This is a genomic window from Brevundimonas sp. NPDC046655 (assembly GCF_044901625.1).
Taxonomy (GTDB): domain Bacteria; phylum Pseudomonadota; class Alphaproteobacteria; order Caulobacterales; family Caulobacteraceae; genus Brevundimonas.
The window spans coordinates 1,393,647-1,408,404 of record NZ_JBJDPV010000001.1 but is presented as its reverse complement, the minus strand read 5'-3'; the positions used below and the strand labels follow the sequence as shown (position 1 = coordinate 1,408,404).

At 68.1% G+C, this 14,758-nt stretch carries 17 protein-coding genes; 6 read left to right on the top strand and 11 right to left on the bottom strand.

Annotated features, from left to right (window positions below):
- Window positions 1-24 precede the first annotated feature (24 nt).
- Together ACI2KI_RS06880 and rpmE are read right to left on the bottom strand one after the other, a co-directional pair.
- Entirely contained in the window at window positions 25-1,581 is a 1,557-nt protein-coding gene (locus ACI2KI_RS06880) for a murein L,D-transpeptidase (protein WP_404618638.1), read from the bottom strand.
- Between the two features lie 150 nt (window positions 1,582-1,731).
- Window positions 1,732-1,956, bottom strand: coding sequence for a 50S ribosomal protein L31 (rpmE, locus tag ACI2KI_RS06875; protein ID WP_292084293.1), 225 nt, complete (start codon window positions 1,954-1,956; stop codon window positions 1,732-1,734).
- A 133-nt stretch (window positions 1,957-2,089) separates the two neighbouring features.
- Between rpmE and ACI2KI_RS06870 the strand changes: the two genes are divergently transcribed.
- Window positions 2,090-3,943: an ABC transporter transmembrane domain-containing protein gene (locus ACI2KI_RS06870; RefSeq protein WP_404618636.1), complete on the top strand. Its 1,854-nt coding sequence runs from the start codon at window positions 2,090-2,092 to the stop codon at window positions 3,941-3,943.
- A 3-nt stretch (window positions 3,944-3,946) separates the two neighbouring features.
- Here the strand turns inward: ACI2KI_RS06870 and ACI2KI_RS06865 are convergent, their stop codons facing one another.
- The 6 genes from ACI2KI_RS06865 to ACI2KI_RS06840 form a co-directional block, all read right to left on the bottom strand.
- On the bottom strand, window positions 3,947-4,993 hold the full coding sequence (locus tag ACI2KI_RS06865) for a glycerophosphodiester phosphodiesterase (protein WP_404618634.1): 1,047 nt from the start codon (window positions 4,991-4,993) through the stop codon (window positions 3,947-3,949).
- A gap of 198 nt (window positions 4,994-5,191) precedes the next feature.
- Complete coding sequence (locus ACI2KI_RS06860; RefSeq protein WP_404618632.1) at window positions 5,192-5,998, bottom strand: inositol monophosphatase family protein; 807 nt, start codon at window positions 5,996-5,998, stop codon at window positions 5,192-5,194.
- A 135-nt stretch (window positions 5,999-6,133) separates the two neighbouring features.
- A complete protein-coding gene (gene efp, locus ACI2KI_RS06855; RefSeq protein WP_292084287.1) occupies window positions 6,134-6,700 on the bottom strand; it encodes an elongation factor P in 567 nt (188 codons plus the stop codon).
- Between the two features lie 125 nt (window positions 6,701-6,825).
- Entirely contained in the window at window positions 6,826-7,377 is a 552-nt protein-coding gene (locus tag ACI2KI_RS06850) for a TspO protein (RefSeq protein WP_404618630.1), read from the bottom strand.
- A 55-nt stretch (window positions 7,378-7,432) separates the two neighbouring features.
- Window positions 7,433-7,678: a helix-turn-helix transcriptional regulator gene (locus ACI2KI_RS06845; protein WP_331044827.1), complete on the bottom strand. Its 246-nt coding sequence runs from the start codon at window positions 7,676-7,678 to the stop codon at window positions 7,433-7,435.
- Window positions 7,678-8,175 carry a DUF2975 domain-containing protein gene (locus tag ACI2KI_RS06840; RefSeq protein ID WP_404618628.1) on the bottom strand — a complete coding sequence of 166 codons (498 nt, stop codon included), beginning with the start codon at window positions 8,173-8,175 and terminating at the stop codon, window positions 7,678-7,680. Before ACI2KI_RS06840 ends, ACI2KI_RS06845 begins: the two co-directional genes overlap by 1 nt.
- Before the next feature lie 86 nt (window positions 8,176-8,261).
- Here ACI2KI_RS06840 and ACI2KI_RS06835 point away from each other — a divergent pair, with 86 nt between their 5' ends.
- Both ACI2KI_RS06835 and ACI2KI_RS06830 read left to right on the top strand, forming a co-directional pair.
- Entirely contained in the window at window positions 8,262-9,197 is a 936-nt protein-coding gene (locus ACI2KI_RS06835) for an ABC transporter ATP-binding protein (RefSeq protein ID WP_404618626.1), read from the top strand.
- Complete coding sequence (locus tag ACI2KI_RS06830; protein ID WP_404618624.1) at window positions 9,197-9,922, top strand: ABC transporter permease; 726 nt, start codon at window positions 9,197-9,199, stop codon at window positions 9,920-9,922. Before ACI2KI_RS06835 ends, ACI2KI_RS06830 begins: the two co-directional genes overlap by 1 nt.
- A 64-nt stretch (window positions 9,923-9,986) precedes the next feature.
- On the opposite strand, the gene bfr is transcribed toward ACI2KI_RS06830, so the two are convergent.
- Together bfr and ACI2KI_RS06820 are read right to left on the bottom strand one after the other, a co-directional pair.
- A complete protein-coding gene (bfr, locus tag ACI2KI_RS06825; protein ID WP_105563101.1) occupies window positions 9,987-10,487 on the bottom strand; it encodes a bacterioferritin in 501 nt (166 codons plus the stop codon).
- A gap of 168 nt (window positions 10,488-10,655) precedes the next feature.
- Complete coding sequence (locus ACI2KI_RS06820; RefSeq protein WP_105563100.1) at window positions 10,656-10,841, bottom strand: bacterioferritin-associated ferredoxin; 186 nt, start codon at window positions 10,839-10,841, stop codon at window positions 10,656-10,658.
- Between the two features lie 121 nt (window positions 10,842-10,962).
- Here ACI2KI_RS06820 and thiE point away from each other — a divergent pair, with 121 nt between their 5' ends.
- The 3 genes from thiE (at window position 10,963) to ACI2KI_RS06805 (ending at window position 14,214) form a co-directional block, all read left to right on the top strand.
- A complete protein-coding gene (thiE, locus tag ACI2KI_RS06815) occupies window positions 10,963-11,622 on the top strand; it encodes a thiamine phosphate synthase (RefSeq protein ID WP_404618622.1) in 660 nt (219 codons plus the stop codon).
- Window positions 11,623-11,686: 64 nt separating this feature from the next.
- Window positions 11,687-13,363 (top strand): ATP-binding protein, encoded by a 1,677-nt coding sequence (locus tag ACI2KI_RS06810; protein ID WP_404618620.1) that lies wholly within the window; start codon window positions 11,687-11,689, stop codon window positions 13,361-13,363.
- Between the two features lie 32 nt (window positions 13,364-13,395).
- Window positions 13,396-14,214: a hypothetical protein gene (locus tag ACI2KI_RS06805; RefSeq protein ID WP_404618619.1), complete on the top strand. Its 819-nt coding sequence runs from the start codon at window positions 13,396-13,398 to the stop codon at window positions 14,212-14,214.
- Between the two features lie 9 nt (window positions 14,215-14,223).
- On the opposite strand, the gene ACI2KI_RS06800 is transcribed toward ACI2KI_RS06805, so the two are convergent.
- On the bottom strand, window positions 14,224-14,556 hold the full coding sequence (locus tag ACI2KI_RS06800; protein ID WP_292081975.1) for a VOC family protein: 333 nt from the start codon (window positions 14,554-14,556) through the stop codon (window positions 14,224-14,226).
- Window positions 14,557-14,758 lie beyond the last annotated feature (202 nt).

Sequence of the window (14,758 nt, the reverse complement as noted above, 5' to 3'; positions counted from 1 at the left end):
CCCCGATCCCCGGACAAGCGAGGCCTAGGGGCCGACGTCGTTGGCGTCGCTGGGGCCGTCGGCGATGACACGCGGCAGGTTGACCGCAATGCCCAGGGCCTGGGCCAGTTTTTCATCCCGGCGATAGACGTCCTCGCGGAAGGCGACGCGGCCCTGTCCGTCAACGAAGGCAGTCCAGTAGAGCAGGCGCACGGCGATCTCGCGGCCGGTCGTCACGCGTTTGGTCTCGCGGCTGTCCTGGGCCGCGTCGAAGTCGGCCAGCTTGGCCGGGTCGGGCTGCAGCAGCAGGCGGGCGAACTCGACTGCGTTCTGCACCCGCACGCAGCCGTGGCTGCGCTGACGCACCGACAGGTTGAAGGCGCCCTTGGACGGGGTGTCGTGCAGGAAGATGGCGTAGCTGTCGCGCAGTTCGAACTTCACATAGCCCAGCGACGACTGCGGGCCGGCGCGCTGCACCACCCAGCCGTCGGCGTTGATGTACATGTCGTGGGCGGCCAGATAGCCGGGGCCCTTGGGCAGGATCTCGCGGCGGGCGATGCCCATGGGCACGGTCCACGGCGGATTGGCCACGACCGAGGCGAAGGGCTTCTCGAGGCTGGGCGTCTGGTTTTCGGTCGAGCCGACCACGACGCGGTTGGAGTGAACCGGTTTGCCGTCCTTCCAGTAGACCATGATGGCCGCGGCGGTGTTGACCTCGATCCGCTCGGGATTCAGTTCGCGCTTCAGCCAACGGCGTCGCTCAAGGTTCAATGCGATCTGGCGGGCGCGGTCCTCGGCCGTGGCGCCGAGCGAGCGCTGGGTGCCGGGGCCGATGCGGCCGTCCGCGCCGAGGCCGTGGCGGGTCTGGAAGCTGCGGACCGCCTGCTGCAATTCGGTCCCATAGGCCAGATTGCCTTTCAGGCGTTCGCCGGCGGCGGCGCCGAGGTCGCCCTCGGCCACCAGACGGGCGATCAAGGCCGGAATCCGGTTGTCGCTGGCGCCCGGCTCGATCGTGCCGCCCTGGCGGAACGCGGGCCAGCCGCCGGCGCGCGTGATGCGGCGATAGCGAGCGTAGCCGGCCGACAGGTTGGTGTAGCCGATGTCGGTCGGGGCCAGGTTGTCAAACCACTGGGCCAGACGATTGGCGCTGACCGCCTGGGTCAGGCCAGTCGGGATGTCGACGCTGTTCTTCTGCATCTCCCACAGGTCTTCGACCGTCTCGGGACGGACGCGGCCCTCGGCCAGAACCCGGGCGTAGGTCACGGCGGCGGCGGTGGTGCGAATCTCGGCCGAAGCGGGATCGGCGGCCAGACCGACGAAGTCGAAGAAGTCCCCGGCGGGCAGGGCGTGGCGCTCGGCGCCGGCTGCGACCTCGCGCAGGATGCGCAGGCGGTCGGTGGTCCAGATCGGCTTGCCGCCGGTCAGTTGATAGACGGCGCGAACATCGGCCTGGACGGCCTCGGGCAGGCGCCCGGCCTGGGCGTCGAAGCCGGCGATGAAGACCTGGGGATCGACCGGTCGGCTCTGCGCCAGTGCGGAGGTGGTCGCGCCAAGGGTCAGGGTCGTCGTCGCGACGCCAAAGCCCAATTCCCGTCGATTCATTCTAACGCTCTTAGTCCGGTCCGGCGCCAGACCCGTCGCCTGCGCCCCGAAGGATCGAACGCCCCCATGTTATCGACGTTCCGGGCAAACAAAAAGCGCCGGCCCATCGGACCGGCGCTTCTGTGGCGACTATGTCGCAGGCCGTAAGGCTTACTTCTTGATGAAGCCGCCGAACTTGTTGTTGAAGCGCGAAACGCGGCCGCCGCGGTCGAGCATCTGGGCGTTGCCGCCGGTCCAGGCGGGGTGGGTCGACGGATCGATGTCGAGGGCCAGCGTCGCGCCTTCCTTGCCGTAGGTCGAACGGGTCTGGAAGGTGCTGCCATCCGGCTTCACAACCGTGATGAAGTGGTAGTCGGGGTGCGTGTCCGCTTTCATGGGTCTGATCCGTCTCTGCGCTTCGACGATGCCGACCGTCAGTGCGCGTAAATAGAGAAACCCGCCGAGGCTAAACGGCGGGAATGAGCGGCGGCGTTTACACCGGGGGGCGTTCCGGGGCAAGAGCGCTGGCATGACCCAAGTTTCCTCGCCTTCCGCTTCGCCTGACGCCGCCGCTCGGGGACGTCCCGGCGCCGGAGCCTTGCTGGCTGAGCAGATGGAGGAGGCGGGCGGCAAGCGCGCCAAGACCCGCAACATCAGGCCCCTGGCTCAGTTGCTGCCCTTCATGATGCGGCATCGGCTGAACGCGGCGATCGCGGGTCTGTGGCTGATCGGCTCGACCGTGGCTTCCCTGGCGCTGACGGCGACGGCGCGCGGGGCCATCGACAACGGCTTCGAGAACGGCGGCAGGGACATCAGCACCTGGTTTCTGATTCTGGGCGCGAACGCCCTGATTCTTGGGCTGGCGACGGCCCTGCGCTATTTCTACGTCACCAAGACGGGCGAGCGGATCATCGCCGATCTGCGCACCGGTTTGTTCAAGCGCATCCTGACCCTGGATCCGGTCTTTTTCGCGCATATGCGGACCGGCGAGGTGTTGTCGCGCCTGACGACCGACATTCAGCTGGTCGACACCCTGCTGACCACCTCGGTCAGCTACGCCCTGCGAAACTTCTTGACGTTGATCGGCGGGGTGATTCTTCTGTTCTTCGTCAGCCCCAAGCTGACCGGTCTGGTGCTGTTGATCGTGCCGGTGCTGATCGTGCCGCTGTTCATCTTCGGACGCCAGGTGCGCAAGCTGACGGTCAAGTCACAGGACACCTTCGCGGGGGCGGTCGGGTTCGCCGGCGAGAGCGTGGACGCCATCGAGACAGTGCAGGCCTTCGGCCGTGAAAAGAGCGCCATCGCGCGCTTCGGCGCGGCGGTGGAGGAGGCCTTCGGCGTCTCCCTGATCCGCATGAGGGCGCGGGCCGTCATGACCGCCATGATCATCGTCGTCATGTTTGGCGGCGTGACTCTGGTGCTGTGGCTGGGGGCGCAGGACGTGCTCGCCGGAAACATGACGCCGGGCGCCCTGCTGCAGTTCGTCCTCCTGTCGGTCTTCTCGGCCGCCGCCGTGGGCGCGCTCGGCGAAAGCTGGGGCGATGTGCAGAAGGCCGCCGGGGCCATGGAGCGGATCGACGAACTGATGCGCGCCGTGCCCGCCATCGCCCCGCCCGCCAACCCCGTGGCCCTGCCGCAGCCGCCGCTGGGCGAGGTGTCGATGTCGGCGGTGGACTTCGCCTATCCGGGCCGTCCCGACCTGCCGGCGCTGAAGGGTTTCAGCCTGACCGTGCGTCCGGGCGAGACCGTGGCCCTGGTCGGGCCGTCTGGCGCGGGTAAGTCCACCGTCTTCCGCCTGCTGCTGCGCTTCTATGATCCGCAGTCGGGTCTGGTCTCGGTGGACGGCGTGGATGTGCGCGCCGCCGATCCGGTTGCGGTGCGAGAGCGCTTTGCCTGGGTGTCGCAGGAGGCGCCCCTGTTCTCGGGTTCGGCGCTGGAGAACATCCGTTTCGGTCGCGAGGACGCGACCCTGGCCGAGGCTCGCGCCGTGGCCGACGAGGCCCAGGCCCTGGGCTTCATCGAGGCTCTGCCTCAAGCCTTCGACACCCCGCTGGGCGAGCGCGGCAAGAGCCTGTCGGGCGGTCAGCGGCAACGTCTGGCCATCGCGCGGGCACTTGTGCGTGAAGCCCCGATCCTGCTGCTGGACGAGGCCACCAGCGCGCTGGACGCCGAGAACGAGCGTCTGGTGCAGGCGGCGCTGGATCAGGCCATGGAGGCGCGCACCACCCTGGTCATCGCCCACCGGCTGGCCACGGTCCTGCGGGCCGACCGCATCGTCGTCATGGACGGCGGCAAGGTGGTCGAAGAAGGCACCCACGCCGAACTGACGGCGCGCGGCGGCCTCTATGCACGTCTGGCGCAGCTGCAGTTCCAGGGGACGTAAGCTCTAGCGCGCCGCCACCGCCGCGCTGGGGAAGTCGCTGAACACGGCGTCGACGCCCAGGGCGTAGAAGGTCTTGAGGTGGGCGTTCAGGTCGCCGTGGTTGGCGGGGGCGTCGCCGCGACGGCGTTCCAGCGGCAGGAAGGCGTTTTCGGCGCGGAAGGTCCAGACCACGACCTTGAGCCCCGCGGCGTGGGCGTCGGCGACCAGAGGCGCGGCGGGCAGACTGCGGCCTGCGGCGTCGCGCGGCAGGATCATCCCGGTCTCGACGCCGACAGCGTCGGCATAGGCGGCGACGGCGCGCAGGCCCTCAGGCGTGCTCATGGCGGCGTAGGTCAGGTCGGGACGGTCGGCGGGGCCGCCCGTCACGCTCATCAGTTGCAGCAGCGGGGCGTCGATGCGGGCCTTGAGCCTTTGCAGCGGGCCGACCTCGAAGCACTGGATCAGGATGGGAGCGTCGGCCCCGGTCAGGCCGTGGCGCTGCAGGGCGGCGACGAAGGCGTCCTCCATCGGCAGGTTGATGCTCGCGAAATAGGACGGGTGTTTCAGTTCCGGCGCGACGCCGATGATGCGGCCGGTGCGGGCGGTCTCCTCGCGGGCGAGGGCCACGACCTCGTCAAAGGTCAGGAGGGGCTCCTGACCGTCCCAGGCGGTGTTGGCGGGACGCAGCAGGGGCAGGCGCTCGCGGGCGCGCAGGGTTTTCAGTTCCGCCAGGGTGAAGTCTTCGGTGAACCAGCCGGCGGTCTCGACCCCGTCGATGGCTTTGGTGGTCTTGCGAGCCGCGAACTCGGACCGCTCGGCCACGTCGGTCGTGCCGCCGATCTCGTTCTCGTGGCGGACCACCAAATGACCGTCGCGGGTCATGACCAGGTCCGGCTCGATGAAGTCCGCGCCCTGTTCCACCGCCAGTCGATAGGCCGAGGCCGTATGCTCGGGCCGTTCACCGGAGGCACCGCGATGGGCGATGACCTTGGCGACGACTGGGGGAAGGGGCGCAGACATGGCCGGGGTTCCGCTGAGGAGAAGGGCGGCGGTCAGGATGAGGCGGATCATGCCGGAAGGGTAGGGGCGGGACGTGACGTGCGCGTGATTTCTCCCTCCCCTTCATGGGGAGGGTGGTCGCCGCGAAGCGGCGAGCGGGTGGGGAGGCCCAGATAAGCAAAAGGCGGCGGGTCAATGACCGCGCCGCCCCCACCCGACCTCGCCTGACGGCTCGGCCACCCTCCCCATGAAGGGGAGGGAGATTTTTCTTTACGCCGCTTGCAGGATCTTGCGCAGTTGCGGCTGCAGTTCCGGGTTGGCGGCGACGATCTGCTTGCCGTTCTTCGGGTCGCCGTCGATGTCGATGGTGGTGACCACGCCGCCGGCTTCGGTGACGAACAGGATGCCTGCGGCGACGTCCCACGGTTGCAGGTTACGCTCGAAGAAGGCGTCGTAGCGGCCCGCGGCGACCCAGGCGAAGTCCAGCGAGGCGGCGCCCAGGCGACGGATGCCGGCGACGCGCTGGCCGACGGCGTGGATATCCTTGATCGACTGGGCGTGGCCGGACTTGCCGATGAAGGGCAGGCCGGTCGAGATCAGGCTTTCCGACAGGTCGCGGCGGCCCGAGACGCGGATGCGCTGGTCGTTCAGGTAGCAGCCCTTGCCCTTTTCGGCCCAGAACAGCTCGTTCATCACCGGGTTGTAGGTGACGCCGGCGACGATCTCGGATGAGCCGTCGGGGTGCTTGCGCTCCAGGCCCACCGTGATGGCGAAGTGGGGCATGGCGTGCATGAAGTTGGTGGTGCCGTCGATCGGGTCGACGATCCAGGTGTGCGACTTGTCGGTGCCTTCGATCAGGCCGCGTTCCTCGCCGAGGAAGCCGTAGCCGGGGCGGGCCTTCATCAGCAGTTCAAAGAGGGTGTCCTCGGCCTTCAGGTCGGCGGCCGTGACGAAATCGCCGGGCCCTTTGCGCGAAACCTGAAGTTGGGCGACTTCGCCGAAATCGCGAAGCATGGGGCGTGCGGTCTTGCGCACGGCGCCGATGATGACCTGAACGAGAGCAGAGGCGAGGGCCATGGGGTTCTCCTGGTCCGGCTGTCCTTGAAGGCCCTGTCGGCCCGGAGAGACGGAGAAGCAAAAGGGGCGCGGACCATCCGCGCCCCTGTAGATATGTCTTAAGCGCCCGACCTTGGCCGGGAAAGACGGTCTTTGTTAGTCCGCGCGGCGGACGTATTCGCCGGTCGTCGTGTCGACGATGATGCGCTCGCCGGCCGACATGTAGGGCGGGATCATGATGCGCACGCCGTTGTTGGCGATGGCGGGCTTGTAGGAGGACGAGGCCGTCTGGCCCTTCACGGTGGGCTCGGTCTCGGCGACTTCCAAGGTGACCTGTTCCGGCAGCTCCAGGCCGATCGGACGGTCTTCATGCATCTCGATGACGACCTTCATGCCCTCTTGCAGATAGGGGATGCGTTCGTCGCCGACCCAGTCCTTTTGCAGTTCGATCTGCTCGTAGGTAGCGTCGTCCATGAAGACGAGGCTGTCGCCGTTGTCGAACAGGTAGGAGAAGTCCTTCTGTTCCAGGGTGACGCGCTCGACCTTGTCTTCCGAGCGGAAGCGTTCGTTCAGCTTGTTGCCGGTTTCGAGGTTCTTGGCCTCGACGTTGGCGAAGGCGCCGCCCTTGCCGGGCTTGACGTGGCTGGCCTTGGTGACGACCCAGAGGCCGCCGTTGTGCTGCAGGACCATGCCGGGCTTGATGGTGTTGCCGTTGATTTTCATAGAAACCGCTGGATCTGAGGGCTGGGGGCGGCCCGGCCGCTTCACAGGCGGGCGCGCGAAATCGCGGCGAGCCGTAGAGGAACAGCGGAAAAAGGGCAATGGGGCGCTGATCGCCGGTCTGCGGATCAGTGAATGGTCGGCCTGTCGCGAAGCCGGGCCTCGGCCCGATTGGCCAGACGCACGCCCATGCCGGTGGGCGAGGCCAGCTTGCCGGCGCCGGGGTCCAGTTTGCGCGCCTCGTGGGCGAAGGCGGCGGCCAGACCGGCCGAGGACATGGCCGCCAGGACCTGGGTCGTCAGGCGTGTCGGCCGCACGGCCAGCCAGACGGCGCTGACCGTCTGGGCGGCGAGCCAAAGGGCCATGGCACTGCGCCGCTCGGGGCGGGCCGGGGCGTTCCATACGCGGACGGCCGACAGGGTGGTGGCCGAGAACATGGCCGGCAGGATCAGGCTGATCGGGCCGCGCGGTCGTTCGGTGATCGGGGCGTCGCCGCCCAGCGGCTGCAGCGCTCGGCGCGGCTGGGGGCGGATCAGCTTTGAGGCCGCGGTCGTGGCCGCCAAGGCGAATCCGGCGGTCAGGGCCAGGCCCAGCCCGACATGAGTCCAGCTGCGCCCCTCGGCGTTGAGAAGGCCGGAGGCCTGATCGCGGGCGGTGTCGAGGGCGTTTTCGATGGACATGGCGGCTCCTGCAAAGGGTCAGGAAATCAAGTCGCGCGCCCTCAAGGCGGTTCCGTCAGTCCGCCTCATCGCCGCCGGGCGGCTCCAGGTCGGCCGGGTCCAGGTCGTAGTCCAGCAGGTCGCCGGGGCGGCAGCCCAGGGCGGCGCATAGCCGGGCGAGGGTGCGAAAGCGGATGCCCTTCACCTTGCCGGAGCGAAACAGGGACAACTGGGTCTCACTGAGCCCGACCTGAGCGGCCAGATCGCGGGCCTTGATGCCCCTGGCGACGATCAGGGCGTCCAGGGTCACGCGAACCGCCATCAGATCATCTCGTCCAGTTCGGCCTGAACGACCCCCGCCTGATCCACGACGCGGCCCAGCAGGAAAACGGCGCCGCCGATCATGCCCAGCGTCATGCCGGCCACGTCGAAATGCAGATAGCCGCCCTGGGTGGAGCCGATCAGGCGCAGCAGGTTGGTGACGACAAAGACGCTGATCACGCCGCCGAAGCCGAGGGCCAGGCCGACCCGACGCAGGGTCGCAGCCAGGGTCGGCTGTATCAGTCGTCCCCTGGCCAGTTGCCCCATGCCGCCGCCGATCGACCAGACGCCGAACAGGTAGCAGAGCGCCGGGGCGATCCAGATCAGCGAGGCAGCGACCGCGCGTCCGCTGACGAGAGTCGGGACGCGCGCCCACAGGACGATCGGAGCGATCAGGTTGGCCGCGATCAACAGCAGCCCCACGCTGGCCACCATGAAGACCGCCAGCCAGCGGTACTGGCCGCACAGGCGGCGAAAGCGGTCGAGGTCTCGGGTCATGGCGGGTTCCGATTCTGACGTTTCTTTAATCTTGACTTAAAGATTGCGCCTTTGCAACTTTATCTAAGAGTTAAATGGAGGCGGCGATGGCCGGAATGGTGGAGACGGAGGGGCTGTCGCGGCGCTTCGGCGCGCGAACGGCGGTGGACGGGGTGTCGATGACGGTGCCGGATCAGGCGGTCTATGGCTTCCTGGGGCGCAACGGGGCGGGCAAGACGACGACGCTGAAGATGCTGCTGGGTCTGATCCAGCCGACGGCCGGGACGGCGCGGATCGGCGGCGTCGACGTGGCGCGCGACCGCATCGGCGCGGTGCGCAAGGTCGGCGCCTTGCTGGAGGCGCATGGTTTCTACAGCAACCTGACGGGGCGCGAGAATCTGGATCTCAGCCGTCGCTTTCTGGGCCTTCCGGTCAGCGAGATCGACCGGGTGCTGGACGTGGTCGAGATGCGGGCCGACGGCGGTCGTCGGGTCGCGGGCTATTCCCTGGGGATGCGGCAGAGGCTGGGGCTGGCGCGGGCCATGCTGGGCGCGCCGCCGGTCCTGGTGCTGGACGAGCCGACCAACGGCCTGGACCCCGACGGCATCGCCGAGATGCGCCGCTTCCTGCGCGACTTGCCCGCCCGGACTGGAGCGACGGTCCTGCTGTCCAGCCACCTGCTGGGCGAGATCGAGCAGATCGCCACCCATGTGGGCGTGATCCATCAGGGGCGGTTGGTTCTGGAGGGCGAACTGGCGGCGCTGAAGGCGGCCGAGGCGCCGGAAATCCATCTGCGCGTGGACGACCGCATTCGGGCGGCGGCATTGCTGGCCCGGCATGATCTGGACGTGACGGAGGTCGCCGAAGGTCTGACGGCGCGATTGCGCGCGGGCCAGGACCACGACGCCGTGACGGCGGGTCTCAACCGGAGCCTCGTCGAGCAGGGCGTCGCCGTCTTCGCCATCGGCGCGCGCCCCCATTCGCTGGAGGCCCTCTATCGCCAGGTCACCGAAAACGCCCACCCCCTGCCGGAGGCCGCGTGATGCTGTCCGTTCTGTCTGTCGAGGTTCGCAAGCTGAACCGTTCGCTGGCCCTGCTGCTGGCCGTCGCCGCGCCCAGCCTGATCGCCGTCTTCGGCTTCTTCATGGCCCTGCGCGCCAAGGCGTCCGCGCCATGGGAGATGTGGATGATGAGCGGCTCGGCCATCTGGGCCTACTTCATGATGCCGATGAGCGTGACGGCCCTGACCGCCCTGGTCGCGCACATGGAGCATGGGCCGAAGTCCTGGGACCACCTGCGCGCCCTGCCGACCCCGCGCTGGAGCCTGTACGCGGCCAAGGCGGTCTGCGTGATCGGCCTGGTGGTGCTGATGAGCGCGGGCGTGCTGGCGCTGACGGCGGCCTCGGTGTCGCTGGCGGCGCAGATCAAACCCGCCGTGGCGCCGACGGGGGCGTTTGAACTGGTCAACTACGCCAGGATGCTGGGGCTGATGGCGGTGGCGGGCACCTTGATGATCGCCATCCAGTTCTGGGTCGCCATGCGGTTCGCCAGCTTCGTGCCGGCCCTGATCGTGGGCATCGGCGGCACCTTCTTCGCCGTCGTCGCGACCTCAGCCAAGCAGGGCGTCTTCATGCCCTGGCAGATGCCGGTCAATATCCTGGCCGGCGAGGCTTGGCGGATGCAGACGGCGCTGGCGCTGGGCGGGGGGCTGGGCCTGATTGTCCTGATCCTGGCCGTGATCCATCTGGCTCGCCGCGAGGTGCTGTAGCCCAAGCAAAAGGGGCGGCCGACGAATGGCCGCCCCTCTAATGTTCCGACCGCGGCTTGGGCGGTCAGTTGCCGGTGGCGGCGCCGTCGGTCTTGATCTCGCTCATGGCGGACTGAAGGTAGTTCTGGGCGCCCAGCAGTTCGATCAGCTTGTGCTGGTTTTCCAGGAAGTCGACGTGCTCTTCGGTGTCGGCCAGGATCTTCATCAGCAGGTCGCGGCTGACGTAGTCGCGGGCTTCCTCGCACTGGGTGACGGCGTCGCGCGTGGTGGCGCGGCTGTCGATCTCCAACTTCAGGTCGGCGCCCAGGCATTCGATCGGATCCTCGCCGACCTTCAGCTTGTGCAGGTCCTGCAGGTTGGGCAGGCCGTCCAGGAAGAGGATGCGCTTGATCAGCATGTCGGCGTGCTTCATCTCGCCGATCGATTCTTCGTAGATGACGTTGCCGAGGTGGCTGAGGCCCCAGCTTTCGAACATGCGGGCGTGCAGGAAGTACTGGTTGACCGCCGTCAGCTCGTTGGTCAGCACCGCGTTGAGGGTGCGGATGATCGCCGGATCGCCCTTCATGGTCGTCGTCCTCTTGATGCGGCGGCGCTGGACGACGTCGTCATGACGTCGCGGTCCTCAGACCGCCCGTGACGACTTTCATAGCACGGCTTGATGGCCGTGGATCATTTGCGAGTTCTTATCACTGCATTGATAATGCGAGTGAAATCGACTTTCAGAAGCGGGGTTCTATTCCGCCGCCAGGGCGAAGGCCGCCTGGGTGTCCTGGATCATCTGGCGCATTTCGCAGACGCACTTGGCGCATTGCGGAGCGCATTGATTGGACGCGAAAATATCCTTGGGACGGGTCGCGCCAGCCTCGATGGCCTGGGCGACGTCACGCTGGCGAAGGCCGTTACAGTTGCAGACGTACAAGGCGACAAGCCCCGAAACAGTTACTGAGAATGGCTCGCTATAGCATTTATTAAGGCGAGTGCAAATCGTTCGCATGGGGTTGCGACATTGACGCCCGGCGCGGGGACGGGCAGGGCAGGGCATGGCTCGTCAACCCGCAACACCGCCCCGTCCGCCCTGTCAGCTGTATCTGATCACGCCGCCGGCCATCGCCGATCTGGACGCCTTCGCCGGCCTGCTGGATCAGGCCTTGTCGGCGGGGCCGGTCGCGGCCCTGCAGATCCGCCTCAAGGACGCCACGGACGATCAGATCAAGGCGGCTGTGGCCCGGCTGGCGCCCATCGCCCAGGCGCACGGCGTGGCGGTGATCCTCAACGATCAGCCTGATCTGGCCAAGGCGACCGGCTGCGACGGTGTTCACGTCGGTCAGGAAGACGCGCCGGTGGCCGAGGCGCGGCGCATCATGGGGCCGGACGCCATGATCGGCGCCACCTGTCACGACAGCCGCCACCTGGCGATGGAGGCGGCTGAAGCGGGCGCGGACTATGTGGCCTTCGGCGCCTTCTTCCCGACCGACACCAAGGAAACCACGTATCGGCCCGAACTGATCGAGCTGACCATCTGGCAGGAGACGATGGAGACGCCCTGCGTCGCCATCGGGGGCATCACGGTCGACAATGCGGCCCAGGTGGCCGCCGCCGGGGCTGATTTCGTGGCCGTCAGCGCCGGCGTCTGGAGCCATCCCGAAGGGCCGGCGGCGGCGGTGCGCGCGTTCAACGCCGTTCTCGAAAGCGCCTTCTGACTTCAGAGGATGTTTAGGAAGGTCCGGCAGGATGGGGTGTTAGTCGCGTACACCGGACCCGATCATGACGATGAGCCGAGCGCTCGACAGGGCTGAACCCGTTCTCGACGCCGTATCCGCGGACGTCGGCGTCGTCATGTCCCCGCCCAATGCCGCCTTCTTCCGACAGCCTCTGGCGCCGATCCTGACGGCGGTCGGCGTGACCATTCTGGTCGTGTTGGCCATCAGTTTCGCCCGGACCAACGGCCTGGTCGCGGCCCTCTGGGGCGCAGGCGGTCTGGCGATGGCGGTCTGGCTGCGGGGCGGCCGGGGTCTGACCTATGACCTTGGGTTCGGCGTCCTGGTGGTGACGGGCGTGCTGGCAGGCGAGTTCCTGGTCGGCAACGGTCCGGCCCTGTCCATCATGTTCATGGCGATGAACCTGCTGGAGATTGTTCTGGCGGTGGTTCTCGCTCGGCGTTTCGTGCCCGGCTTGAGCGTGAACTCCGTGGAGGGTCTGGCCCGGTTCCTGGCCATTTGCGCCGTCGCGCCCCTGCCTTCCGCCGTTCTGAGCGCACTGGCGCTGGACGCCATGGTCGGCGCTGACATGCTGGATGGATTCCGCATCTGGTGGTGCGGCCATGCGCTCGGTTTCGCCGTCATCGGCGCATTCGGGTTGGCCCTGCAGCGGCGTCATCTTCTGATCGTTCGCCAGCCGGGGCGTCTGGTCGAAGGCGCGACTTTGCTGGGGCTGATCGGCTCTGCCTGCTATGCGATCTTTTCCCATCTGAGCCTGCCCTACGGCTTCTTGTTGATGCCGCTGCTGTTGATGATGGCCGTCAGGTTCCGCGTGTCCGGCATCGCGGCCGCCCTGGTGCTGGTGACGGTCATGGCCATCGGCGGGACCATGGCGGGCCATGGCCCCTATCATTCGTTTTCGGCCGAGAACCGGGCCTTGCTGGCGCAGCTTCTGGTGCTGCTGGGCTACATGCCGATCCTGATGGTCGCGGCGCTGCTGGAGGAACGCGATCGTCTGGCCGAACGGGCGCGGGCGGGGCGCGAACGGGCCGAGAGGGCCTCGGCGGCCAAGTCGCGGCTGCTGGCCAACGTCGCCCATGAGATCAAGAGTCCGGTCGGCGGCATTATCGGAATAGGCGAGCTCTGGGCCGGCGGCCAACTCGGCGCGACCTCGCCGGACCAGGTCGAGATGGCGCAGATGCTGGTCAAGACCGCCCGTCAGGTCGAGACTTTGGCGCATGATCTGCTGGACGTGGCGCGTGCCGAATCCGGGGCGGTCAAGGTCGAGCTGCGGCCGACCGACGTGGCGGGCCTGTTGGAGGACGTCCGACGCGCTCTGATCCTGAAGCCGGAGGCCAAGGGCCTTTCGATCGAAGTCCTGGTCGAGGGCGACGCCCTGATCGCCCAGGCGGACTCGCAGCGTCTGGCCCAGGTGATCGGAAATCTGGCCGGCAATGCGGTCAAGTACGGCGCGTCCGGCGGCCGGGTGCTGCTGAAGACGGCCTGGGCCGACCATCGGGTGCGGATCGAGGTGATCGACTTCGGCCCGGGGCTGTCGCTCGAAAAGCAGGCCCAGTTGTTTGAACCCTTCAACCGTCTGGGACTGGAACGCTCGGCCATCGAAGGCCATGGCATCGGCCTGGCCCTGGCCAAGCGGCTGACCGAACTGCAGGGCGGCGAGATCGGCGTCGTGTCGGCGCCGGGCGAGGGCGCGACCTTCTGGGTCGAACTGGCGGCGGCTTGACCGTCGGCCAGGGCGAGGGCCAAGGTCGCGGCATGAAAACCGTGTCTCTCGTCGCCGTCCTGTCGATCGCCGCCCCCTTGGCGGCCCATGCTCAATCCCAGACAGCCGAGGAACTGACCCGGCTGCTGAACGGCGCGCCGCCGGCCGCGGCGCGGCTCGTGCCGTCTCCGGCTCCGGCGCCCGCGCCTTCCGCGGCGCCGACTGCGAACGCACCCGTTCGACCTGCACCCGCCCCTGCGCCGAGGTCTGTGCAGGCGGCCCCGACATCGCCCGAAACGACGCCGGCGCGGCGATCCTCGTCCGCCACGGCAGCGCCGACGATCGCCGCGCCGGCCAGAGCCGCATCGGCTCCAGCGCCGCGCCCCGCACCCGCCCCGACGACCGTCGTGCCCGCCCGCGCGGCTGACGCGGCAACGCCGGTCGTCCCCGCACGCGCGTCGGCGCCGGGCGCCGCCCCGGCTCCTGTTGCGCCCGCGGCGCCGGCTCCCCGCGCGTTGAGCGCGGCGGCAGTCGCCGCCCTGCCGTTCAGGATCGACCTGCCGAGCGGCTTCCAGTTGTTTGAGGGGCGCGGCGCGCCGGATTCCCACGTCTATTCGGTGCGCAGGGCCGGCAAGACCTTCGCCATGATCTACACCGGATCATCGTCGCAGTTTCCGATCTATGACGGCGAGCAGGTGACGGCGGCGGGCCGTGTGTCGGTCGTCGTGCCGGAGGGGACACGCCGTATCGCCATGGAGCACCTGTTCCAGCAGCCGACGGCGCCGAACGAGATCCATGTCTGGCTGATGAGCCTCGAGGGCGCCGATCGCGACGCCGCCGAGCGGATCGCCCAGTCGCTGGATCCCAAGTAGGCCTCGAGCCTATTCGGACCAGACCGCCAGGTCATTGCCGGAGGGGTCGCGGAAGTGGAAGCGGCGCCCCCCGGGGAAGGCGAATATCGGGTGGGTGATTTCGCCACCCGCCGCCTGGACCTTGGCCAGCATGGCCTCCAGGTCGTGGGCGTAGAGGATGGGCAGGGGCTTGGGCGTCATCGCCTCGGTGGTGAAGCCCCCGTCCAGGCCTTCGCCGAACGCCGCATAGTCAGGGCCGTAATCCTGGAACACCCAGCCGAAGGCGGCCGCGTAGAAGGCCTTGTGCGCCGCCATGTCGGTGGCGGGCAGTTCGAGATAGTCCAGCTTGCCGTCTTCGCGCATGGCGGTTCTCCAGAAAATGGAGGCGGACGCTTGCACGACTGACGAGTCTGCGCAAACCTGCAATTGGTTCGCAAATGCAGGAGTCGCCCCATGATCGTCCTGAGCGCCGGATGCGCCTCGCTGGCTGCGCTCATGCGCGATGCGGAGGCGACGCCGCATACGACACGGGCGCCGGTCGAGATCGACCGACGCCCGCGCCTGA